Annotated in this window: 18 protein-coding genes and 1 rRNA gene; 11 read left to right on the forward strand and 8 right to left on the reverse strand. The window is 72.6% G+C overall.

Features of this window, described 5'->3' with window-relative positions; translation table 11 throughout:
• Window positions 1–152: 152 nt before the first annotated feature.
• A 5S ribosomal RNA gene (gene rrf, locus ACZ45Q_RS03540) occupies window positions 153–269 on the forward strand.
• A 90-nt stretch (window positions 270–359) separates the two neighbouring features.
• Here the strand turns inward: rrf and ACZ45Q_RS03545 are convergent.
• The 5 genes from ACZ45Q_RS03545 to ACZ45Q_RS03565 are packed head-to-tail and all read right to left on the reverse strand — an operon-like array spanning window position 360 to window position 6,018.
• On the reverse strand, window positions 360–1,670 hold the full coding sequence (locus tag ACZ45Q_RS03545) for a DUF58 domain-containing protein (RefSeq protein ID WP_468254348.1): 1,311 nt from the start codon (window positions 1,668–1,670) through the stop codon (window positions 360–362).
• The gene (locus ACZ45Q_RS03550; protein WP_468254351.1) at window positions 1,670–2,659 is read right to left on the reverse strand and encodes an AAA family ATPase; all 990 of its coding nucleotides are present in this window, start codon (window positions 2,657–2,659) and stop codon (window positions 1,670–1,672) included. The genes ACZ45Q_RS03545 and ACZ45Q_RS03550 overlap by 1 nt, the downstream gene beginning before the upstream one ends.
• Window positions 2,659–3,894, reverse strand: coding sequence for a DUF4350 domain-containing protein (locus ACZ45Q_RS03555; RefSeq protein ID WP_468254352.1), 1,236 nt, complete (start codon window positions 3,892–3,894; stop codon window positions 2,659–2,661). The genes ACZ45Q_RS03550 and ACZ45Q_RS03555 overlap by 1 nt, the downstream gene beginning before the upstream one ends.
• Complete coding sequence (locus ACZ45Q_RS03560) at window positions 3,891–4,661, reverse strand: DUF4129 domain-containing protein (RefSeq protein WP_468254354.1); 771 nt, start codon at window positions 4,659–4,661, stop codon at window positions 3,891–3,893. The genes ACZ45Q_RS03555 and ACZ45Q_RS03560 overlap by 4 nt, the downstream gene beginning before the upstream one ends.
• A gap of 4 nt (window positions 4,662–4,665) precedes the next feature.
• The gene (locus ACZ45Q_RS03565) at window positions 4,666–6,018 is read right to left on the reverse strand and encodes a DUF7847 domain-containing protein (RefSeq protein WP_468254357.1); all 1,353 of its coding nucleotides are present in this window, start codon (window positions 6,016–6,018) and stop codon (window positions 4,666–4,668) included.
• Between the two features lie 140 nt (window positions 6,019–6,158).
• Between ACZ45Q_RS03565 and mtnA the strand changes: the two genes are divergently transcribed.
• From mtnA to ACZ45Q_RS03600, 7 genes are all read left to right on the forward strand, one after another.
• Entirely contained in the window at window positions 6,159–7,301 is a 1,143-nt protein-coding gene (mtnA, locus tag ACZ45Q_RS03570) for an S-methyl-5-thioribose-1-phosphate isomerase (RefSeq protein ID WP_468254359.1), read from the forward strand.
• Window positions 7,302–7,427: 126 nt separating this feature from the next.
• Window positions 7,428–8,117 (forward strand): two-component system response regulator MtrA, encoded by a 690-nt coding sequence (mtrA, locus tag ACZ45Q_RS03575; protein ID WP_003975799.1) that lies wholly within the window; start codon window positions 7,428–7,430, stop codon window positions 8,115–8,117.
• 1 nt (window position 8,118) lies between these two features.
• The gene (gene mtrB / locus ACZ45Q_RS03580; RefSeq protein ID WP_468254361.1) at window positions 8,119–10,296 is read left to right on the forward strand and encodes an MtrAB system histidine kinase MtrB; all 2,178 of its coding nucleotides are present in this window, start codon (window positions 8,119–8,121) and stop codon (window positions 10,294–10,296) included.
• Window positions 10,286–12,136 (forward strand): LpqB family beta-propeller domain-containing protein, encoded by a 1,851-nt coding sequence (locus tag ACZ45Q_RS03585; RefSeq protein ID WP_468254364.1) that lies wholly within the window; start codon window positions 10,286–10,288, stop codon window positions 12,134–12,136. Before mtrB ends, ACZ45Q_RS03585 begins: the two co-directional genes overlap by 11 nt.
• Before the next feature lie 168 nt (window positions 12,137–12,304).
• Window positions 12,305–13,291, forward strand: coding sequence for a ComF family protein (locus tag ACZ45Q_RS03590; protein WP_468254366.1), 987 nt, complete (start codon window positions 12,305–12,307; stop codon window positions 13,289–13,291).
• A 311-nt stretch (window positions 13,292–13,602) separates the two neighbouring features.
• The gene (gene hpf / locus ACZ45Q_RS03595; protein WP_468254369.1) at window positions 13,603–14,295 is read left to right on the forward strand and encodes a ribosome hibernation-promoting factor, HPF/YfiA family; all 693 of its coding nucleotides are present in this window, start codon (window positions 13,603–13,605) and stop codon (window positions 14,293–14,295) included.
• A 219-nt stretch (window positions 14,296–14,514) separates the two neighbouring features.
• Window positions 14,515–15,261, forward strand: a complete 747-nt coding sequence (locus tag ACZ45Q_RS03600) for a response regulator (protein ID WP_468254371.1) — start codon at window positions 14,515–14,517, stop codon at window positions 15,259–15,261.
• A gap of 46 nt (window positions 15,262–15,307) precedes the next feature.
• Here ACZ45Q_RS03600 and ACZ45Q_RS03605 read toward each other — a convergent pair whose 3' ends face one another.
• Both ACZ45Q_RS03605 and ACZ45Q_RS03610 read right to left on the reverse strand, forming a co-directional pair.
• Window positions 15,308–16,486, reverse strand: a complete 1,179-nt coding sequence (locus ACZ45Q_RS03605; RefSeq protein ID WP_468254374.1) for a winged helix-turn-helix domain-containing protein — start codon at window positions 16,484–16,486, stop codon at window positions 15,308–15,310.
• Window positions 16,487–16,552: 66 nt separating this feature from the next.
• The gene (locus tag ACZ45Q_RS03610) at window positions 16,553–17,122 is read right to left on the reverse strand and encodes a GNAT family N-acetyltransferase (protein WP_468254376.1); all 570 of its coding nucleotides are present in this window, start codon (window positions 17,120–17,122) and stop codon (window positions 16,553–16,555) included.
• A 296-nt stretch (window positions 17,123–17,418) separates the two neighbouring features.
• Here ACZ45Q_RS03610 and secA point away from each other — a divergent pair, with 296 nt between their 5' ends.
• A complete protein-coding gene (secA, locus tag ACZ45Q_RS03615; RefSeq protein ID WP_468254378.1) occupies window positions 17,419–20,244 on the forward strand; it encodes a preprotein translocase subunit SecA in 2,826 nt (941 codons plus the stop codon).
• Window positions 20,245–20,427: 183 nt separating this feature from the next.
• Here secA and ACZ45Q_RS03620 read toward each other — a convergent pair whose 3' ends face one another.
• Entirely contained in the window at window positions 20,428–21,150 is a 723-nt protein-coding gene (locus ACZ45Q_RS03620) for an Rv3235 family protein (RefSeq protein WP_468254381.1), read from the reverse strand.
• 294 nt (window positions 21,151–21,444) lie between these two features.
• On the opposite strand from ACZ45Q_RS03620, the gene ACZ45Q_RS03625 reads away from it, so the two are divergent.
• Together ACZ45Q_RS03625 and ACZ45Q_RS03630 are read left to right on the forward strand one after the other, a co-directional pair.
• Window positions 21,445–21,960 (forward strand): DUF6912 family protein, encoded by a 516-nt coding sequence (locus ACZ45Q_RS03625; protein WP_468254383.1) that lies wholly within the window; start codon window positions 21,445–21,447, stop codon window positions 21,958–21,960.
• A gap of 61 nt (window positions 21,961–22,021) precedes the next feature.
• Entirely contained in the window at window positions 22,022–22,696 is a 675-nt protein-coding gene (locus ACZ45Q_RS03630; RefSeq protein WP_468254385.1) for an HAD family hydrolase, read from the forward strand.
• Window positions 22,697–23,392: the final 696 nt, after the last annotated feature.

Genomic DNA, 23,392 nt, shown 5'->3' on the forward strand with positions numbered 1-23,392 from the left:
GCCGGATATGGAAGCACGGTAACGTGTGGAGTTGACCGGTACTAATAGGCCGAGGGCTTGTCCATAGAGGCTCGCGTCCACTGTGTTGGTTCTGAAACCATGAACAACCCGTCCCAGGTCACGGGGCGTGCTGGTTGTCTGTTTCATAGTGTTTCGGTGGTCATAGCGTAGGGGAAACGCCCGGTTACATTCCGAACCCGGAAGCTAAGCCTTACAGCGCCGATGGTACTGCAGGGGGGACCCTGTGGGAGAGTAGGACGCCGCCGAACAATTCTTGATTGGGGAAGGCCCCGCACCATTCGGTGCGGGGCCTTTCTGCGTTTAAGGGCACGGTGGGGCCGTAGCCCCGTATTCCTCCCTCACAGGCGGCCCGCGGCCTTCAGTGCCAGATAGGCGTCCGACAGTGCCGGCGCCAGTTCCTCCGGTGTCGCGTCGACGACGGTCACGCCGTGGCGGCGGAGTTGTTCCGCGGTACGCTCCCGCTCGGACTGGGCCTTTGCCGCTGCCGCGGCCTCGTAGACGGCGTCCGTGCTGCCGCGGGCCTCGGCCATGCGGGCGACGTGCGGGTCGGCCACGGAGGCCAGCAGGATCGTGTGCCGCTGGGTGAGCCGGCCGAGGACGGGAAGCAGGCCCTCCTCGACGGGCGCCGCGTCCAGCGTGGTGAGCAGCACGATCAGCGACCGGCGGGGTGCCGCGCGAAGGGCGGTTGCCGTCAGGCCCCGTGCGTCGGTTTCCACCAGCTCCGGTTCCAGTACCGCCATGGCGTTGACCAGGGCCGGCAGGACGTCGCTCGCCGAGCGGCCCTGCACACGGGTGCGTACCCGGCGGTCGTAGGCGAGGAGATCCACGCGGTCTCCGGCGCGGGAGGCCAGGGCGGCCAGCAGGAGTGCGGCGTCCATCGAGGCATCCAGGCGCGGCGCGTCTCCCACCCGGCCCGCCGAGGTGCGGCCGGTGTCGAGGACGAGCAGGATGTGACGGTCGCGCTCGGGCCGCCAGGTGCGTACGGCGACCGTGTTCTGCCGGGCCGTGGCGCGCCAGTCGATGGAGCGGGTGTCGTCGCCGGGGACGTACTCGCGCAGGCTGTCGAACTCCGTGCCCTCGCCGCGGGTCAGCACGCTGGTGCGGCCGTCCAGCTCACGCAGGCGGGCCAGCTTGGAGGGCAGGTGCTTGCGGCTGGTGAACGGAGGCAGGACGCGGACCGTCCAAGGGGCTCGATGGGTGCCCTGCCGGGAGAACAGGCCGAGCGGGCCGTACGAGCGGATCGTGACGCGGTCGGCCTGGTGGTCGCCGCGACGGGTCGGCCGCAGCCGCGTGGTGATGCGGCGGCGTTCGCCCGCCGGGATCGTCAGACGGTGCCGGGACGAGGCCGTCTCCGTGCCCGGCTGCCAGCTGCTGGGGGGCCAGGCGTCGCGCAGGCGGGCGCGCAGCGGGCGGCCGGAGGGATTGGTGAGCGTGAGGGTCACGTCCGCCGACTCGCCCAGCCGCACGGAGGTGTCGCCGGAGCGGGACAGGCCCAGGCGCCGTACGGGGGCTGCCAGGGCGTAGTCGCAGGCACAGGCCACGGCCAGCGGGGCGTTGACGGCGAGGATGCCCGTCCAGCTGGGTTCCCAGATGCCGACGGGGAGGGAGCCGAGAGCCGCGAGGAGGGCGGCGCGTCCGGTGAGTGCCATCAGCGGGGGACGGGGACGTGGGTGAGGATCGCGTTGATCACCGAGTCCGCCGTCACGCCCTCCATCTCGGCCTCCGGGCGGAGCTGGACGCGGTGGCGGAGGGTGGGCAGCGCGAGGGCCTTGACGTCGTCCGGGGTGACGTAGTCGCGGCCGGTCAGCCAGGCCCACGCGCGTGCGGTCGACAGCAGGGCGGTGGCGCCGCGCGGGCTGACGCCCAGGGTGAGGGAGGGCGACTCGCGGGTGGCCCGGCAGATGTCGACGACGTAGGCCGTGATCTCCGGGGAGACCGTGGTCGTGGCGACGGCGGCGCGGGCCGCCTCGAGGTCGGCGGCGTTCGCGACGGGGCGTACGCCGGCGGCGCGCAGGTCGCGCGGGTTGAAGCCCGAGGCGTGCCGGGTGAGGACGTCGATCTCGTCCTGCCGGGAGGGCAGCGGGATGGTGAGCTTGAGCAGGAAGCGGTCCAGCTGGGCTTCCGGGAGGGGGTAGGTGCCCTCGTACTCGACCGGGTTCTGGGTCGCGGCGACGAGGAAGGGCTCGGGGAGGGCGCGGGGTGTGCCGTCGACCGTGACCTGGCGTTCCTCCATCGCCTCCAGGAGGGACGACTGGGTTTTCGGCGGGGTCCGGTTGATCTCGTCGGCGAGGAGCAGATTGGTGAAGACCGGGCCGGGCTGGAAGGAGAACTCGGACGTGCGGGCGTCGTAGACCAGGGAGCCGGTCACGTCGCTCGGCATCAGGTCGGGGGTGAACTGGACGCGCTTGGTGTCCAGGTCGAGGGCCGAGGCGAGGGCCCGGACCAGGAGGGTCTTGGCGACGCCGGGGACGCCTTCGAGCAGGACGTGGCCGCGGCAGAGCAGGGCGACGACGAGGCCGGTCACGGCGGGGTCCTGGCCGACCACGGCCTTGGCGATCTCGGCGCGCAGGGTCTCCAGGGAGGCGCGGGTGTCGCGCGGGTCCCCGGTCTGCCCGGCGTTGTCAGTGGTCGGGTCCATCATGGACGGCGTACCTCTCTTTCGAGGGCGTCGAGTTGGTCGGCGAGGGAGATGAGGGCCGCGTCGTCGCCTGGCGGCGGGCCGAAGAGGAGGGCGTGCGGCGACTGTCCGTCGTGCGTGCCGTGTTCGCCGCGCAGGTGGGCGGAGAGGGCGGGGAGCAGGGTCTCGGGCGTGTGCGCCTGGGAGACGGGGATGCCCACGAGGGGGGCGAGGCGGGTGCGGGTGGTGGAGCGAAGAGCGTCGGCCGCGCGGTCGCGGGCGTCGGCCTTGCGGTAGAGGCGGGCGCGGCCTTCGACGGTCTCGGAGGCGCGGATCGCCACGGGGAGTTTCTCGGGCACGAGGGGGCCGAGCCGGCGTGCCCTCCACAGGGCGGCCAGGGCCGCGGCGATGAAGAGCTGGAGTGTGCCCCACAGCCAGCCGGAGGGGAGCAGGTCGAAGAAGTCGCGTTCCTCTTCCGGCGTGGCGGTGCTGTCGGAGAGCGAGGGGAGGTACCAGACCAGATGCTGGCGGGAGCCGAGCAGTTGCAGGGCGAGCGAGGCGTTGCCGTGGTCGTCGAGGCGGTCGTTGTGGAGGACGTCGGGCGCGCCGAGGACGATCGTGTCGCCTTCGGCCGCCCCGTCGGGTGCCCCGGTCGTGCCTTCGTCGATGTCGGGGATGCGCAGCAGGGTGGCCAGGCGTCGGCTGGGGTAGCAGTGGTCGGCGTCGAGGGTGGTGGTGTAGCGCAGTCCGCCGGTGTCGGCGGTGCCGGCGCGGCGGGCCGCGGGCAGGGCGCAGTGGGGGGACAGTGTCGACTCGCCGCTGATGGCGGGGTCGGCGGTGACGCCGGGGACGAGGCGTTCGACGGCCGGGCCGCCGGGGGCGACCAGGACGGTGCGGCCGCCGGAGCGGGTGGTGGCCGAGTGCAGGTCGGTCTGCTGGCGTTCCGTCAGGCGGTCGGGGACGGCGACCAGGAGGGTGGTGTCCGGGCCGGCCGCCGCGCGGGCCTCGGCGAGGGTGGTCACGAAGCGGGTGGTCACACCCCGGTCGGCGAGGAGTTCGGCGACGGCGCGGCTGCCCCGGGGGTCGGCGGAGCGGGGGTCGAGTTCGCCGTGCCGGGCGTCGGAGCGGACGACGGCGATCGCGACGGCCCCGGCGAGCAGCAGGACCAGGGCGAGGGTGATGCCTCGCGCGCGGGTCCACACCTGGCGGGCGGAGGGCGCGGCCGAGGTGGACGGGAGGGCGGCCTCGGTCGTCATCCGGCGGCTCCCTGGCGGGCGTGCTGGTCCGTGGTGCGGGCGGTGCTGTCGGTCAGCTGCGGTCTGCTGCGTTCCAGCCGGCGGTCGAGGTCGGCGATGCGGGCGTACGTCTGCTCGGTCGCCGACCGGCCGCCGTACGTGACGTCGTCGAAGTCGCGGGCGGCGGCGCGCAGGGCGTCGCCGTGGCCGGGCAGGGCGCGGCCGGCCTCGACAGCCGCTTCGTCGGCGGTGCGGCCGGGGCGGACGTCGAGGAGGGCGCGTTCCTCCAGGGCGCGGACGATGGCCCGCATGCGTTCCTGGACGGCCTGGTTCCAGTGGCCCTGGGCGGCGTGCGCGCCGGCGGCCGAGCGGTGTTCGGCGGCGCTGCGCGGGCGGTCGTCGAAGACCGCGGGGGAAGAGACGGGCCGGCGGCGGGGGGTGCCGAGGCGCCACCAGAGGGCGCCCAGGACCGCCAGGACGGCGACGATGATCACGATCAGGCCGAGCGTGCCTCCCGGGGCCGCGGACGAGGCGGTGCGGAACAGCTCGTCGACCCAGTCCCAGAAGGTGTCGAGCGCGCGTTCGAACCAGCTGGGGTCGTCCTGGTGGTACATGCGCTTGGACAACTCGCGCCGGGCCGCCTCCCGCGCGGGGTCGCGCGGGACGGTCAGCGGCGGCTCGTCGTCCGAGGCGGGCACTGCGAGGACCACGGCGTCGCCGGTGCGCAGCACAGCCCGTACGGCGGCGCCCGGCAGCGCCTCGGTGAGAACTCCCCCCGGCATGCTCACCGCATCAGCTCCCCGGGGTGGCGCCGGGCGCGCCGGAGGTGCCGGGGGCGTAGCCCTGGACGCCGGCGGCGCGGGCGAGTTCGAGGTCGAGGGCCTCGCGGCGGATGCGCTGGTCGATGTAGAGGAGCACGGTGACGCCGGCGGTGACCGGGAACGTGATCATGGAGCCGATCACCGAGCCGATGCCGCTGATCACGAGGAACGTCCAGCCGACGTCGCCGGTGCCGTTGAGGAAACCGCTCATGCTGTCGCCGTCGACCGCCGCGGCGATGAAGGCGAACGGGATGACGATGATCGACGCGATGACGTTCGCGATGAGCGTGGCGAGCAGCTGAATGCCGAAGATCCGCCACCAGGAGCCGCGTACCAGCTTGACGGAGCGGCTCATCGCCTTCACGATGCCCTGCTTCTCCAGCATCAGCGCGGGCGAGGCCAGGGAGAAGCGGACCATGAGCCACAGGGCCACGACGCCTGCGCCGATGATGCCGAGCACGGTGAGGGCCACCGCCGCGTCCCCGCCAGCGGTGACGGCCACGAGCAGGCCGGGCAGGGCGCCCACGGTGATGATGCCGGCGGCGATGAGCAGCAGCAGGACGATCAGGCCGAACAGCTTCATGACCTGCGGGCGGGCGTCCCGCCAGGCCTCACGGGTCGTGACCGGCCTGCCGAGCACCGCGCGGCTGGTGACGGTGGTCAGCAGGGCGGTCGCCACGACCGTGCCGATCAGGGTGATCACGAAGAGGGCACCCGAGCTGATCATGGCGTCGGCCATGGCGTCGCCGAGTTCGCTCAGGGTGGCGCTCGGGTCGTTGAGGGCGTCCGTGCTGGTGTCGAGGACCAGGCCCTGGAGCAGGACGACGATGATCTCTATGACGACCGCGACGGTCAGGGAGATGCCGAGGACCGTGCGCCAGTAGGTGCGCATGGTGGAGACCGCGCCGTCGAGGATCTCGCCGACGCCGAGCGGGCGCAGGGGGATCACGCCGGGCTTGGCCGCGGGCGGGGGGCCGCCCCAGCCGCCGTATCCTCCGGGGCCGCCGTGCCCGCCCCATCCGCCGGCCGGGCCGCCGGGGCCCCCGGGGGGCGGGGTGCCCCAGCCCGGGCCGGGGGGCGGCGGAGGCGGGGCCTGGCCCGGCCCCGTGGGCGCGGACCACTGGCCGGGTGGCGGCTGCTCCTTGGACCACTTCGTGCCGGGGCCCGTCGGATCCGTGCCGGGCTGCTCCGCCGGCTGCGCGCTCGGCTGGGCGCCCGGGTCGGCCGCGGGGCGGTCGGCGGGCTCGGCGGGGCCGGGCGTGCCGGACTGCCGCCCGTCGGACGGGGAGGATCCGGGCGAGGCCCAGCCCGGAGTGTCGTTCATCGTCGCTCCTTCACGGTGCGCGTCCGCGGTCGCGGCGGCGGGTTGGCAGCCATCGTGCCATGGAGCGGTCGGGCGGGGACCAGCCACGGTACGGGCTGCGCACCTTCAATTGTCCGCCCGGCAGGGGGCAGACTGACCGCATGGCTGATCAGTACGCGCACAGCGGCGAGGACAAGCGGCCGACCGACATCCCGGCCATTCGCTGGGAGGAACCCCCCGAAGGCCCTGTGCTGGTCCTGCTGGACCAGACGAGACTGCCGGCCGAGGAGGTCGAGCTGGTCTGCACGGACGCGTCCGCCCTGGTGGAGGCGATCCGCTCACTCGCGGTGCGCGGGGCGCCGCTGCTCGGCATCGCGGGCGCGTACGGCGTCGCGCTCGCCGCCGTACGGGGCTTCGACGTGGACGAGGCCGCCGGCGCGCTGGCGGGTGCCCGGCCCACCGCGGTGAACCTCGCCCTCGGGGTGCACCGGGCGCGGTCCGCGCACCGGGCCGTGCTCGCCGAGGGCGGCAGCGCACGGCAGGCCGCCGACGCGGCGCTGAGCGCGGCGCGGGCGCTGCACCGCGAGGACGCCAAGGCCAGTGCCCGCATGGCCGGGCACGGGCTGGCGCTGCTGGACGAGCTGCTGCCGGCCGGCGGGCACCGCATCCTCACCCACTGCAACAGCGGGGCGCTGGTCTCCGGCGGGGAGGGCACGGCGTTCGCGGTGGCGCTCGCGGCGCACCGGGAGGGGCGGCTGCGGCGCCTGTGGGTGGACGAGACCCGTCCGCTGTTGCAGGGCGCCCGGCTGACGGCGTACGAGGCGGCCCGCAACGACATGGCGTACACCTTGCTCACCGACAACGCGGCGGGCTCGCTGTTCGCCGCCGGTGAGGTCGACGCGGTGCTGGTCGGGGCCGACCGGATCGCGGCCGACGGGTCGGTGGCGAACAAGGTGGGGACCTATCCGCTGGCGGTGCTCGCGCGCTACCACCACGTGCCGTTCGTCGTCGTGGCGCCGGTGACGACGGTGGACCTGGAGACGCCCGACGGGGCGTCCATCGAGGTCGAGCAGCGCCCCGGGTACGAGGTGACCGAGGTGACGGCGCCCCAGGTGCCGGTGGCGGGCACGGCGGGCGGGATCCCGATGGCGCCGCTGGGGACCCAGGCGTACAACCCGGCGTTCGACGTGACCCCGCCGGAGCTGGTGACGGCCATCGTCACCGAGGAGGGTGTCGTCTCGCCGGTGACGGCCGAGGGGCTCGCGGAGCTGTGCGCCGGGCCGGGCCGGGCGGCGTCCCGCTGAGCCGGTCGCGGTGCCCGGGCCGCCGGCCGCCGGGGGGCGGGGGCAGACAGTGACGGCCGCGTACGACTATCGTCACCACGCAGTGAGCTGCCTCACCTGCGCCTTCGCCACCGTTATGAGAATGGGATGATGTCGTTTATGAAGGGACGAGTCCTTGTCGTCGACGACGACACCGCACTGGCCGAGATGCTCGGCATCGTGCTGCGTGGTGAGGGTTTTGAGCCGTCTTTCGTAGCCGACGGCGACAAGGCGCTGGCCGCCTTCCGTGAGACCAAGCCCGATCTGGTGCTGCTGGACCTGATGCTGCCCGGACGGGACGGCATCGAGGTGTGCCGCCTGATCAGGGCGGAGTCCGGGGTGCCGATCGTGATGCTGACGGCCAAGAGCGACACCGTGGACGTCGTGGTCGGACTGGAGTCGGGTGCCGACGACTACATCGTCAAGCCGTTCAAGCCGAAGGAGCTGGTCGCCCGGATCCGGGCGCGGCTCAGGAGGTCGGAGGAGCCGGCGCCCGAGCAGCTCGCCATCGGCGACCTGGTGATCGACGTGGCCGGTCACTCCGTGAAGCGGGACGGGCAGTCGATCGCGCTGACGCCGCTGGAGTTCGACCTGCTGGTCGCGCTGGCCCGCAAGCCGTGGCAGGTGTTCACGCGCGAGGTGCTGCTCGAGCAGGTCTGGGGCTACCGGCACGCGGCGGACACGCGGCTGGTGAACGTGCATGTGCAGCGGCTGCGCTCCAAGGTCGAGAAGGACCCGGAGAAGCCGGAGATCGTGGTGACCGTCCGTGGTGTCGGATACAAGGCCGGGCCGAGCTGACATGTCCGGGGACAGCGCCGCTTCGGCTCCCGGCCGGCCCGGGGCCCGCGCCGGGCGGCCTGTCGGCCGGAAGCCCGCGGGCTCCCGCTTCGGGCGCCTGCTGGAAGGCGGGCTGCTGCACGGTGGCGTGCAGGGCAGCCCGGTCCTGCGGCTGTTCATGCGCTGGGTGCGCCGGCCGCTGCTGCCCGTGATGCGGCTGTGGCGGCGCAACATCCAGCTCAAGGTCGTCGTCACCACGCTGCTGATGTCCCTGGGCGTGGTGCTGCTGCTGGGCTTCGTCGTCATCGGGCAGGTCCGCAACGGCCTGCTGGACGCCAAGGTCAAGGCGTCGCAGAGCCAGGCCACCGGCGGTTTCTCGGTGGCCAAGCAGCGGGCCGAGGAGGCGGCGGCGAACGTCGGCGACGAGGGCGGTGCCCCCACGGACGCCCGTCCCTCGCAGAACGTCATCCAGTGGATGAGCGAACTGGTGAAGTCGCTCTCCAGCGGTGGTCAGGGCGCCTTCGAGGTGGTGACGCTCCCGGCGGGCGGCGACGGCGGCGCCGGACGCGGTCCGCGCGCCTCCGGCCTGGTCGACCCGGCGGCCAGCGTGCCCGAGGCGCTGCGCGAGCGGATCGACAGCAATCCGTCGGCGGCGCAGAGCTACACCCGCGTCATCTACAACTCCAGCGAGGCCTCCCAGCCCGCGCTGGTCATCGGCAAGCAGGTCAACGACCCCAACGGCGACCCGTACCAGCTGTACTACCTCTTCCCGCTGACGCAGGAGGAGAAGTCGCTGAGCCTGGTGAAGGGCACCCTGGCGACGGCGGGGCTGTTCGTCGTCGTCCTGCTCGGGGCCATCGCCTGGCTGGTGGTGCGGCAGGTCGTCACGCCGGTGCGGATGGCGGCGAGCATCGCCGAGCGGCTGTCCGCGGGGCGGTTGCAGGAACGGATGAAGGTCACCGGCGAGGACGACATCGCACGGCTCGGCGAGGCCTTCAACAAGATGGCGCAGAACCTCCAGCTGAAGATCAACCAGCTGGAGGACCTGTCCCGGATGCAGCGGCGGTTCGTCTCCGACGTGTCGCACGAGCTGCGGACCCCGCTGACCACCGTGCGGATGGCGGCCGACGTCATCCATGACGCGCGGGTGGACTTCGACCCGGTCACCGCGCGCTCGGCCGAGCTGCTCGCCGACCAGCTGGACCGGTTCGAGACGCTCCTGGCCGACCTGCTGGAGATCAGCCGCTTCGACGCGGGCGCGGCGGCGCTGGAGGCGGAGCCGATAGACCTCAGGGACGTCGTCCACCGTGTCGTCAGCGGCGCGGAGCCGCTCGCCGAGCGCAAGGGCACGCGCATACGCGTCGTCGGCGACCAGCAGCCCGTCGTCGCCGAGGCCGACGCCCGGCGGGTGGAGCGGGTGCTGCGCAACCTCGTCGTCAACGCGGTCGAGCACGGCGAGGGCCGGGACGTCGTCGTCCGGCTCGCCGCCGCCGGCGGCGCGGTCGCGGTCGCGGTGCGGGACTACGGCGTCGGGCTCAAGCCCGGCGAGGCGACACGGGTCTTCAGCCGGTTCTGGCGGGCCGACCCGGCACGCGCGCGTACCACGGGCGGTACGGGACTGGGGCTGTCGATCGCCCTGGAGGACGCGCGGCTGCACGGAGGCTGGCTCCAGGCGTGGGGCGAGCCCGGCGGGGGGTCGCAGTTCCGGCTGACACTGCCCAGGACGGCGGACGAACCGCTGCGGGGTTCGCCGATACCGCTGGAGCCCGCCGACTCGCGGCGCAACCGCGGACTGGACGACGCCGGCCCGTCGGGCGCCGGGGACAAGGGCGCGCGGGAACAGGGCGCGGACAAGGGCGCCGTCGTCCCGGCGCAGGCGACGGCCGGGCAGGTGCCCGGGGCCAGGAACCGGGACCCGATACCGCCGAGGGGTGCCGCCGTGTCCGCCGACCCGACGGCACTGCCCGGCAACGGCGCGCGCGTGGTGCCGCGGCCCGTGTCGGGCGCCCGCGCGCAGGACGCTCCGTCGGCGACGGGAGCCCCGTCCGCGGCGGAGGCGCAGTCCATGGCGGGGGCGCAGTCGGCGGCGGAGACTCAGTCCGTGGCGGAGGCGCAGTCCGCGAGGGAGGCCCGGGACCGCCGGGGCGGCACCGGGCCGGAGGAGTCGAACAGGCAAGGGGAGGCATCTCGTGGGCGCTGACCGCGAGGGGGGCGGCCGGCGCCGACCGGTGCGCGCGGTGGTGTACGGGACCTGCGGCGTCGTCCTGCTGGCGGGCTGCGCGTCCATGCCCGACAGCGGGGACCTGCGGGGCGTGGAGTCGACGCCCAGGCAGGACGCGCAGGTGCGGGTGTTCGCCATGCCGCCGCCGGAGGACGGCTCGCCGACGGAGATCGTGCAGGGCTTTCTGGAGGCGCTGACCAGCGACGATCCCAATTACGAGATCGCGCGCAAGTATCTGACGGGCGCGGCGGCGAAGACCTGGCGGCCGGAGCGGTCCACGACCGTGCTCGCGGGCGGCCCGGGCCCGGCGTCGGGTCCCTCGGTGCTCCGCGACGACACGCGCGAGTACTCGCTCACCCTGACCGGCCTCAAGGTGGCCACGGTGGACGCGCAACGCTCGTACACGCCCGCCGAGGGGCAGTACCGGGAGTCGGTGCACCTGGTCCGGGACGCCAAGAGCGGGCAGTGGCGCATCGACGCGCTGCCGCAGGGTGTCGTCATGGGGCAGTCCGACTTCCAGCGCAACTACCTGTCCGTCAACAAGTACTACCTCGCCTCCGACACCCCGGCGGAGGACCGGGCCGGCACGGGCGGGCAGCCCGCGGCCGTCGCCGACCCGGTGTACGTCCGGCGGCGGGTGGAACCGATGACGCAGGTCGTGCGTTCCCTCTTCGCCGGTCCGTCGAGCCTGCTGGGCCCGGTCGTCCGGTCGAGCTTCCCCACGGGCACGGCGCTGGCGAAGGGGGCGACACCGCTGGTCCCCGACGACAGCAGCAAGGTGACGGTGCCGCTGAACGACAGGGCCGCCCGGGTCGGCGCGGACAAGTGCAAGGAGATGGCGGCCCAGCTGCTGTACACCGTGCAGAGCCTGACCCCGGCGGTGGAGAAGGTCGAGCTGCGGGCGGGCGGCGACTCGCTGTGCTCGCTCACCGGCGACCAGGCCGCGGCGGTCGCCGCGCGCGGCTCGGCGCAGCACCCGGACTTCCTGTACTTCCTGGACGACGAGCACCGCCTGGTGCGGATCCCCTCCAGCAGCGACTCCACCAGGCTGCACCCGAGCCCCGCCCCGGGCGCGCTGGGCGAGGGGCAGACGGCCCTGCGGTCGGTGGCGGTGTCGCGCGACGAGCACACCGCGGCCGGGGTCGGGCTCGACGGCAGGACGCTGTACGTCGGGTCGCTGGTGTCGGGTGGTTCGCTCGGCGAGCCGGTGCTGCTCAGCCGGGGCAGGACCGAGCAGGACCGGCTCACCCCGCCCAGCTGGGACACGCACGGCGACCTGTGGATCGCCGACCGCAACCCGGACGAACCACGCCTGCTGATGCTGCGTCAGGGCGCCGGCGATCCGGTGGAGGTGCGGGTCCCGCAGCTCGACGGTCGGATCGAGGCCGTGCGGGTGGCCGCCGACGGGGTGCGGATCGCGCTCATCGTGGAGAAGGACGGCGACCGTTCGCTGCTCATCGGCCGGATCGAGCGCGGCGAGAAGGGCGGCGAACAGCCGGCGGTTCTCGAACTGCGCTCCGCCACCCCTGGGTTGGAAGAGGTCAGGGCCATGTCCTGGGCGGGCGACAGCCGCCTGGTGGTGGTCGGCCGCGAGCGCGGGGGTGTGCAGCAGATCGGCTACGTCCAGGTCGACGGCTCCACGCCGGAGGCCGCGGTGCCCGCGGCGCTGACCGGGGTGCAGGAGATCGCCGCGTCCGAGGACGAGCGGCTGCCGCTGGTGGCGTACTCCAAGGACTCGGAGAACGGGATCGTCCGGCTGCCGACCGGGATGCAGTGGCAGAAGGTCACGGAGGGGACGGCACCGGTCTATCCGGGGTGACCCGGGCGCAGCGAGCCCTCCGGGGTGTTCGCCGTGCTCGCTGACCCGGCCGCCGCCGGAGGGTGTGCGCTCGTGTGGGGGACGTCCGTCGGCCGACGGCCGGAGTTGTCCACAGGGCGTTGTCCACAGGGGTGGTCGTGAGAGGGCCGCGGCGGCACAGTGGTGGACATGCGGGGGTGGTGGCAGGACCTCACCGACCTGGTGCTTCCGGCCGACTGCGGAGGCTGCGGCAGGGCGCGCACCGTGCTCTGCGCACGGTGCCGTGCCGTGCTCAGCGGGGCCGCGCCGCGGCGGGTGCGACCGGCGCCGGAGCCGCCCGGGCTGCCGGTGGTGCACGCCTCGGCCCGGTACGCGGACGAGGTGCGGGCCGTGCTCCTGGCCCACAAGGAGCGCGGCGCGCTGGCACTGGCGGGTCCGCTCGGTGCCGCCCTGGCCGGGGCGGTACGGGCCGGGCTGGCGGCGGCGTCGCCGCCCGGCGGGCCGTGCGGGGTGCCGTCGGGTGGCGGGTGCGGAACCGTGCGGGGTCCGGGGCCGGCGCCCGGGCCGTCGCGGAGGGCTCCGCTGGTGCTGGTGCCGGTGCCGTCCGCGCGGCGGGCCGTGCGGGCCCGGGGGCATGATCCGGCGCGGCGGATCGCGCTCGCGGCCGCGGGCGAGCTGCGGCGGGCGGGGACCCCTGCCCGGGTGCTCGCCGTGCTGCGGCAACGACGCCCCGTGGCCGACCAGTCGGGGCTCGACGCCCGGCAGCGGCTGGACAACGTGGCCGGGGCGCTGACCGTGGCCGCGGGCGGTGGCGGGCTGCTCCGCGACGCCGGTCCGGTCGTGCTCGTCGACGACCTCATGACGACCGGGGCTTCCCTGGCGGAGGCGGCCCGGGCGGTGCGGGCGGCGGTCGGGGAGAACGGCACGTCGCCTGAGGCGGAGACGGGGGGTGGTACGTACAGAACGGGGGTGCTGCCCGTGTATCCGCGAGCAGCATGGGAAGGCAGAGAAGAACGGAAGGCCGCGACAACGGAAGCGAGGGTCGACCGGGCGCCGGGCGGGCGCGGAACGGCGGACGCGAAGAGCGGCGGCGACATGATCCACGACATGACGGTCGTGATCGGCGCTGCCGTGGTGGCCGCATCTCCAGATGCTTTTGAAATAAACCGGAACTGATCGAGATCTTGCAACGTTCCAGGTAATAAGAGGCCCAATTCACCTGAACGGAGGTACGCCGCGGTAGAGGGTGACGACTTCCGCCCGGGCGAGATATGTTCGGTTGTGAGGGAAAGCCGCAGGCCACACCTCTTGTATCCGAATGCCGTGCAGCGGGTTTTTCCCATCACCCGTGCCGGTGGAGTGGAGAACTCGCCCACGGGGGAGGAGGTGGAAGTCACCGAGTCCGAGGTTCCGGGGCTCACCGGAGCCTGGTGCGAAAGGGAGATGCTCCGCCACCGAAGCGGGGCGATCCGGGAACGGAGTTCTGCGTGGACATCGTCGTCAAGGGCCGCAAGACCGAGGTGCCCGAGCGGTTCCGGAAGCACGTGGCCGAGAAGCTGAAGCTGGAGAAGATCCAGAAGCTCGATGGCAAGGTGATCAGCCTCGACGTCGAGGTGTCCAAGGAGCCCAACCCCCGACAGGCCGACCGCAGTGACCGAGTGGAGATCACGCTCCGCTCGCGCGGGCCGGTGATCCGGGCGGAGGCTGCGGCGAGCGATCCGTACGCGGCGCTCGACCTGGCGGCGGAGAAACTCGAAGCCCGGCTGCGCAAGCAGCACGACAAGCGCTTCTCGCGACGCGGCGCACGCCGGATCTCGGCAGCCGAGGTCCCCCACCACGTCCCGGGCGCGGCGACGCTCAACGGGACCGGAGGCGTCGCTCCCCAGGAGGAGCAGGAAAGCGTGCCGACGAAGAAGATCGGTTCGCTGGAGGTGCAGGGCGACGGGCCGCTCGTCGTCCGCGAGAAGACCCACTCGGCCGCGCCGATGACCCTCGACCAGGCTCTCTACGAGATGGAGCTGGTGGGGCACGACTTCTACCTGTTCATCGACTCCGAGACCAAGGAGCCGAGTGTCGTCTACCGGCGGCACGCGTACGACTACGGCGTGATCCACCTCCAGACGGACACGATGGTGACCCAGGCGCACTCGGCCGAGGCGGGCGGTGCGCTCGGCGGCTGACCGGGCCGGCCGACAGCAGAGGCGGTGCCCCTGGAGCGCGTGTGCGCCCCCAGGGGCACCGGTGTGCGACGGTGTGCGACCCCTTCGCGCACCGCTCCGTCACCCCGGTGTCGCCCGGGCATGGAATCATGGCCGCAGCGGCCCAACCGTTGGGTCGTTGCCTTGGGTTGGCGATGGCTCAGGAGCACAGGCAGGCCACAGCCGTCAGGGGGAGGAACGATGGCGGACAGCTTCGGACCGATGCGGGACGACGACGCCGACGACGGCGTCGGCGGCATGGGCCCGGACGCGGGCGCTCCACGCAAGGAGCCGATCAGAGTCCTGGTCGTGGACGACCACGCCCTGTTCCGCCGTGGTCTGGAGATCGTGCTCGCGGCCGAGGAGGACATCCAGGTCGTCGGGGAGGCGGGCGACGGCGCCGAGGCCGTGGAGAAGGCGGCCGACCTGCTGCCGGACATCGTGCTGATGGACGTGCGGATGCCCAGGCGTGGCGGTATCGAGGCCTGCACCTCCATCAAGGAGGTGGCTCCCAGCGCGAAGATCATCATGCTGACGATCAGCGACGAGGAGGCCGACCTCTACGACGCGATCAAGGCGGGCGCCACCGGCTATCTGCTCAAGGAGATCTCCACGGACGAGGTGGCCACCGCCATCCGTGCGGTGGCCGACGGGCAGTCGCAGATCAGCCCCTCCATGGCGTCGAAGCTGCTCACCGAGTTCAAGTCGATGATCCAGCGGACCGACGAACGCCGGCTCGTGCCCGCGCCGCGGCTCACGGACCGCGAACTGGAAGTCCTCAAGCTCGTCGCGACGGGCATGAACAACCGGGACATCGCCAAGGAACTGTTCATCTCCGAGAACACCGTGAAGAACCACGTGCGCAACATCCTGGAGAAGCTCCAGCTGCACTCCCGGATGGAGGCCGTGGTCTACGCGATGCGGGAGAAGATCCTCGAGATCCGCTGAACCGGCCGGCCGGTCCGCCAGTGGGCCGGCTCAACCGGTCGGCCGGTCAGCCGAGTATGCGGCTCAGCTCCCGGGTGAGCGGCTCGTGCAGCGCCGGATCGTCGATCCGTTCCACGCGTACGTCGGTGCAGTCGACCCAGCTCGCGGCCTCGGCCAGGGCCTGGGCCGTCGCCGGGACCGCCTTCGGGCCGTCCAGCGTGACCTGCTTGGCCACCAGCGTGCGCCCCTGACGGGCCGGGTCGACGCGGCCGACGAGCCGGCCACCGGCGAGGACGGGCATCGCGAAGTAGCCGTGCACCCGCTTCTGCCTGGGGACGTAGGCCTCCAGGCGGTGGGTGAAGCCGAAGATCCGCTCGGTGCGTGCCCGCTCCCAGATCAGGGAGTCGAAGGGGGACAGCAGCGTGGTGCGGTGGCGGCCTCGCGGAGGGGTCTCCAGGGCCGCGGGGTCGGCCCAGGCCGGCTTGCCGCCCCAGCCCGCGACCGTCACCGGGACCAGGCCCGAGTCGGCGATCACCGCGTCGACCTGCTCGGCCTTGAGGCGGTGGTAGTCCGCGATGTCCGCGCGCGTGCCGACGCCCAGGGACTGGCCGGCCAGACGGACCAGACGGCGCAGGCACTCGGAGTCGTCCAGCTCGTCGTGGAGCAGGTCGGCCGGGATCGCGCGTTCGGCCAGGTCGTAGACCCGCTTCCAGCCGCGCCGCTCCACGCAGACCACCTCGCCGTACATCAGCGCGCGCTCGACGGCGACCTTCGTGCCGGACCAGTCCCACCACTCGCTGGTCCGCTTCGCCCCGCCCAGCTCGGTGGCCGTCAGGGGGCCTTCCGCGCGGAGCTGCTTGACGACCTGGTCGTAGACGCCGTCGGGCAGCTCGTGGTTCCAGTGCGGGCGGTCGCGGTAGGCGCGGCGGCGGAAGGCGAAGTGGGGCCACTCCTCGATGGGGAGGATGCAGGCGGCGTGGGACCAGTACTCGAAGGCGTGGGTGTCCTTCCAGTAGGCGTCCTCCACCGTTCTGCGGCCGACCGCGCCCAGGCGGGCGTAGGGGACGAGTTCGTGCGAGCGGGCGAGGACGGAGATGGTGTCCAGCTGGACCGCGCCGAGGTGGCGGAGTATGCCGCGGACGCCGGCACGGCGGTCGGGGGCGCCGAGGAGGCCCTGCGCGCGGAGGGCGATGCGGCGGGCGTCGGCGGCCGAGAGCTCCGTGGCGGGGCGCGGGAGGGTCGTCATACGTCCGCACGATAGAGGGTGGCACTGACAGCGGGGTGGGCGATGGGGAGGGACGGCCGGCCGTGGCTAGGAGGGGGCCGGCACATAGGGGGCCGTCGAGGGGAGGGAGAGGTCCGAGGGGAGCAGGGAGCCGATCCAGCAGTCGCGGCGGGTGCCCTTGTTGTTGATGCCCGCGCGCAGGGTGCCCTCCAGGGTGAAGCCGGCGCGTTCCGCGACCGCGCGGGAGGCCGTGTTGCCGGTCTCGGCGCGCCACTCCACGCGGTCGATCTTCAGCTCGGTGAACGCCCAGCGGCAGGCGGCCTCGGCGGCCTCGGTGACGTAGCCGTTGCCGCGGTGCTCCGCGGCGGCCCAGAAGCCGATCTCCGCGACGCCCAGGGAGAGCATCGTCAGGCCGAGCATGCCCACCAGATCGCCACCGGGCAGGAAGACACCGAAGGTGAACATGGTGCCGCTCGCCCAGCCGTCGGGGACCATCTGCTCCGTGAAGCCACGCGCGTGCTCGGGGTGGTAGGGCGAGGGGATCGTGGTCCAGCGCTGGATGGCGGGGTCCTGGCAGGCGGCGTACACCGCGTCGGTGTCCTGCGGGCCGACCGTGCGCAGGACCAGGCGGTCGGTGGTGAGCGTGACGGGTTCCATCGGCCGATTCTGCTGGGCGGCCCGCACCGGATGCCAAATCTTTCGCCGAACGTGCTCGCATGATCACGTTTCGCGCAATTCGGCGGCCGGACGCGGCACCATCCACGGGCCGTGGACGTTGTCCTCATTGACAGCAGTCTGGAGCAGACTGGAAGCAAAAAGCAGCAGCGGACCGTCGCCGCGACAGCAGGCCTCCCGGGGCGGCCGGGTCCTCGCTTACGATGGCCGTTGCTCAGTCACGTCAAGAAGCGGAAAACCGACCGTCCCAGGCCCGACCGGCAAGGAGACCAACCCCCGTGTCCGTCCTCTCGAAGATCATGCGTGCAGGCGAAGGCAAGATCCTGCGCAAGCTGCACCGCATCGCGGACCAGGTCAACTCCATCGAAGAGGACTTCGTCGACCTCTCCGACGCCGAGCTGCGGGCCCTCACCGATGAGTACAAGCAGCGCTACGCCGACGGTGAGAGCCTGGACGACCTGCTGCCCGAGGCGTTCGCCACCGTCCGCGAGGCCGCCAAGCGCGTCCTCGGCCAGCGGCACTACGACGTGCAGCTGATGGGCGGCGCCGCCCTCCACATGGGGTATGTGGCCGAGATGAAGACCGGTGAGGGCAAGACGCTCGTCGGCACCCTGCCCGCCTATCTCAACGCCCTGTCGGGCGACGGCGTGCACATCGTCACGGTCAACGACTACCTGGCCGAGCGCGACTCCGAGATGATGGGCCGCGTCCACAAGTTCCTGGGGCTGGACGTCGGCTGCATCCTGGCCAACATGACGCCGGCCCAGCGCCGCGAGATGTACGGCTGCGACATCACCTACGGCACGAACAACGAGTTCGGCTTCGACTACCTGCGCGACAACATGGCGTGGTCCAAGGACGAACTCGTCCAGCGTGGCCACAACTTCGCCATCGTCGACGAGGTCGACTCCATCCTCATCGACGAGGCCCGTACGCCGCTGATCATCTCCGGCCCCGCCGACCAGGCCACCAAGTGGTACGGCGACTTCGCCAAGCTGGTCAAGCGCCTCAAGCGCGGCGAGGCCGGCCAGCCGCTGAAGGGCATCGAGGAGACCGGCGACTACGACGTCGACGAGAAGAAGCGCACGGTCGCCATCCACGAGTCCGGCGTCGCCAAGGTCGAGGACTGGCTGGGCATCGACAACCTCTACGAGTCGGTGAACACGCCGCTGGTGGGCTACCTGAACAACGCCATCAAGGCCAAGGAGCTGTTCAAGAAGGACAAGGACTACGTCGTCATCGACGGCGAAGTCATGATCGTCGACGAGCACACCGGCCGTATCCTCGCCGGCCGCCGCTACAACGAGGGCATGCACCAGGCGATCGAGGCGAAGGAAGGGGTGGACATCAAGGACGAGAACCAGACGCTCGCCACCATCACCCTCCAGAACTTCTTCCGCCTCTACAACAAGCTCTCCGGCATGACCGGTACGGCGATGACCGAGGCCGCCGAGTTCCACCAGATCTACAAGCTCGGCGTGGTCCCGATCCCGACCAACCGGCCGATGGTCCGCAAGGACCAGTCCGACCTGATCTACCGCACCGAGGTCGCCAAGTTCGAGGCGGTCGTCGACGACATCGCCGAGAAGCACGAGAAGGGCCAGCCGATCCTGGTCGGCACCACCTCGGTCGAGAAGTCCGAGTACCTCTCGCAGCAGCTCAGCAAGCGCGGCATCCAGCACGAGGTGCTCAACGCCAAGCAGCACGACCGGGAGGCGACGATCGTCGCGCAGGCCGGCCGCAAGGGCTCCGTGACGGTGGCCACCAACATGGCCGGCCGTGGTACGGACATCAAGCTCGGCGGCAACCCCGAGGACCTCGCCGAGGCGGAGCTGCGCCAGCGCGGCCTCGACCCGGAGGAGCACATCGAGGAGTGGGCCGCGGCGCTGCCCGACGCGCTCAAGCGCGCCGAGGAGGCGGTCAAGGCCGAGAAGGAGGAGGTCGAGAAGCTCGGCGGCCTCTACGTTCTCGGCACCGAGCGGCACGAGTCGCGCCGGATCGACAACCAGCTGCGCGGTCGTTCCGGCCGTCAGGGCGACCCCGGCGAGTCCCGGTTCTACCTCTCGCTCGGCGACGACCTGATGCGGCTGTTCAAGGCCCAGATGGTCGAGCGCGTGATGTCGATGGCGAACGTCCCGGACGACGTGCCGATCGAGAACAAGATGGTCACGCGCGCGATCGCGTCCGCCCAGTCGCAGGTCGAGCAGCAGAACTTCGAGACCCGTAAGAACGTCTTGAAGTACGACGAGGTCCTCAACCGGCAGCGCGAGGTCATCTACGGCGAGCGGCGCCGCGTCCTGGAGGGCGAGGACCTGCACGAGCAGATCCAGCACTTCATGGACGACACGATCGACGCCTATGTGCAGGCCGAGACCGCCGAGGGCTTCCCCGAGGACTGGGACCTGGACCGGCTGTGGGGCGCCTTCAAGCAGCTCTACCCGGTGAAGGTCACCGTCGAGGAGCTGGAGGAGGCGGCCGGCGACCGGGCCGGTCTGACCGCCGAGTACATCGCCGAGTCCATCAAGGACGACATCCACGAGCAGTACGAGGCGCGTGAGAAGCAGCTCGGCTCCGAGATCATGCGGGAGCTGGAGCGCCGGGTCGTGCTGTCGGTGCTGGACCGCAAGTGGCGCGAGCACCTCTACGAGATGGACTACCTCCAGGAGGGCATCGGCCTGCGCGCGATGGCGCAGAAGGACCCGCTGGTCGAGTACCAGCGTGAGGGCTTCGACATGTTCACCGCGATGATGGAGGGCATCAAGGAGGAGTCCGTCGGCTACCTGTTCAACCTGGAGGTGCAGGTCGAGCAGCAGGTCGAGGAGGTCCCGGTCGAGGACGCCAAGCCCGCCCCGTCGCTGGAGAAGGGTGCCCCCCAGGACGCGGTGCCGGCGCAGGCGACGGCGCGCCCGGAGATCCGGGCCAAGGGCCTCGACGCCCCGCAGCGGCGCAACCTCCATCTGACCGCACCCACCGTGGACGGCGAGGGCGGTGTCATCGAGCGCGACGTCAGCGAGGACGGCGAGCCCGTGCGCTCCCCGGCCGACGGGCTCACGCGCGCGGAGCGCCGCAAGCAGGCCAAGGGCGGGCGGCGCCGCAAGAAGTGACGGCGGCTGCCGGGTGTCTGCGGCACCTCGGCGGCAGGGCGGGCTGAGGCCCGGCTGAGACCGGGTGGGGCCGGGTCACCTCATGGGTGGCCCGGCCCCGCCGTTTGCTTGTGCGGGTCGGTGCCCTCTCGCTCGGGCGGGCGTCCGGTGCGGTGGGCGTCCAGTCGTCCGGTGGGGTGGTGCTCAGTCGTCGTCGCGTGGCATGCGCGGGCCGCCCAGTTCCACGGCCGAGCAGCGCCAGCGCAGGTCCGCGCCGCGTTCCAGGCGGAAGGCCATCGCGCGCAGCCTGCCGCCCGCGCCGATCCTGGCGAAGACCTCCAGGGCGCCGGGGCGCGGGGCGAAGTAGCCGATGTCGTGGACGACGGGCTGGGGGCCGTGGGTGCGCAGGGCACCGCGTTCGGCGAGCCAGGCCAGCTCGTCGTAGGCGCGGCCGACGGTGTGGCGGAGCATCGAGTGCACCGGGCGGCGTCCGCAGAGCACGGCCAGCAGCCGCTCGGCGAAGACGTCGGTGGGGCGGGGCTGGGGAGGGGGTACCGGGCGCCGGGGGGTCTGGGTGGGGACGACCGGGGTGGCGGGGTTCCGGGCCGCCGCGGTGGTCGGGGTGGCGGGGTTCCGGGCGGCCGTGGTCGTCGGGGTGGTGGCGTTCCGGGGTGTGGTGGTCGGGGCGGTCGTGCGGGTGGTGGGCGGGCGGCGGGTCGGGCCGGTCGGCGGGCGGTTGTCCGCGGGGCGGGTGCGGGAGCGCGAGCGCTGTGCGGACGGGCCCGCGGGCGGACGGCCGCCTGCCGCGGTGCTGCGCGGGGCGCCGGCGCCGGGGCCGCGGGGAGGTGCCGCGGGCGTCGTGGGCGGCCTCGTCGCGGCCGGACCGGCGGTGGAGCGGCGCTGGGCGCTGGACATGACCTTGTGCATGGGGTCCCCGTTCGGAAGCCCGGGAGATACCGGGCAGTAACTTGTGGTCGGGGATCTTGTTACGGGGAGGAGGGCGGCGGCGGCAAGGACATGGCCTGCCGCGTCGAGGGGCGGGAGGATTCACCTATCCGGGTGGAGCCGTCGTGGACGGAGGCCTGAGTCGGCGGCCGTGGAGGGTGAATGCGTGGCCGCGGGTGGACGCCTTCGGCGTCACGGGCGGGAACTCGAAAGGGGACACCCCCGCGTATCCTGAGAGCCCGTTCACAGCCGAGCCCGACCACGAAAGCGGCCAGCATGCGCGTCTACGTCCCCCTGACCCTGCCCGGTCTCGCCGAGGCGCACCGGACGGGTGAGCTGGGCGCCGCGCCGTTCGTGGCGTACGCCGTCACGCCCGCGTTGCGCGAGTGGTACCTCTCGGAGGACGTCGAGGAGCTGGAGTACGCCGCGTTGAACCGGGCCGCGGTGGCCTCCCTGCGGCTGCTGGCGGCGGACGCCGGCGCCGCGCGGCGCCGGGTCGTGGTGGCCGCCGACGTCCCCGACGGTGTGGCGAGCGCCGATCCCGGCCGGGGGCTCGATCCGGCCGCGCTCGGCGAGGTGCGGGTCACCGCGGACGTACCGCTGGCCAAGGCGGCGTCCGTGCACGTCGACTCCGCCGACGCCGAGGCGGACGTCGCCGCCGCGGTCGAGGCGCTCGCGGCGGCGGACGGCGGGGACGACGACGCCCAGTTCGTGGTGGACGGGGCCGAGGACCACGAGCTGCTGTGGTACGCGACGCAGGAGATCCCGAACCTGCTCGGGGGCGAGGGCTGAGCCCGGCTCCTCGCGGCCCGCGCCGCTGTGGCTGTCAGTGGCGGCGGGTACGTTCTTGGGCATGGGGATGCAGACAGGGCTGACAGGGGCGCACATCGTCTGGGACTGGAACGGCACGCTGTTCCATGACAACGACGCGATCATCGGGGCGACGAACGCGGCCTTCGCCGAGCTGGGGCTGGAGCCGCTGACGCTGGAGCAGTACCGGGCGATGTACTGCGTGCCGGTGCCCAAGTTCTACGAGCGGCTGCTGGGGCGGCTGCCCACGGACGCCGAGTGGGAGCTCATGGACGAGACCTTCCACCGGCACTACAGCGAGCACCGGGTGCGGTGCGGGCTCGCCGAGGGTGTGGCCGAACTGCTCGCGGGGTGGCGGGCGGCGGGGCGCAGTCAGTCGATCCTCAGCATGTACGGGCACGAGGAGCTGGTGCCGTTGGTCCGCGGGTTCGGGATCGACGCGCACTTCGTGCGGGTCGACGGGCGGACCGGGCCCTCCGGGGGGAGCAAGGCCGAGCACATGGTGCGGCATCTCGCGGCGTTGTCGGGTGTGGAGCCGGCGCGGACCGTGGTGATCGGGGATGCCGCGGACGACGCGGTGGCGGCTCGGCATGTGGGGGCGCGGGCTGTGCTGTACACCGGGGGGTCGCACAGTCGGGCCAGTCTTGAGGGGGTCGGGGTGCCGGTGGTGGATTCGTTGGCGGAGGCCGTGGAGGTGGCGGAGCGGTTGGCGGCGTGACGGTAACGGTTTCGGGGCGTCTGTGTTGCCGGTGTTGTTGAGGTGGCCGGGGTTGCAGTGACCCACGTGTTTCGCAGCCCGGCGTGACGGGGTGCCTCCCCCAGAGGGGGTACCCCCAGCGCCCACCCTCCCCCACTCTCGGCTTCGCTCGAGCGGGAGGCACCCCCATCGCCCTGGGGGCACCTCCCAGGCCGTTCGGGCACTGGGGGAGGCACGACTGCCCGCAGCTGCGGGCAGCCTCACGCAGCCCAAGCGGGGGTGCGTCTCTGTGCAGAACGTCAAAGTTCCGGTCCCGGTTTTGTACACATACGGCTCATGACGGGCCCCCTGTGAAGAGCGATAGCCTTATGGCGTGATCAGCGCGATAGCTCGCGGGGGCACCGGTGCCTCCGCCCTGCGCCCGGTGAGCACGGAACACATCCGTGACCGGGCGGCGGTCGCTGGTCTTCGCGGGCGGGACGGGGCATCGAGGGCATCGAACACCCCGGGGACGCCGAGCACCCCCCGGACGGCGCCGCACGGAGCGGCGTCACATCCGGCGGGCGTGTCGAGAACGGCTGATGTGCCCCCGCTCGTCTCACCTCGCGGCATAGCGTCTGAGCGGACCGGAAACCCCGTGTCCGGGCGTGACGCCGTGAGGCAGGAGACCGTACTTCCTTCAACGTCACGCAACGGCGCGCGACAGGAGCCAGAGGA

Source organism: Streptomyces sp. NPDC031049 (assembly GCF_055571015.1).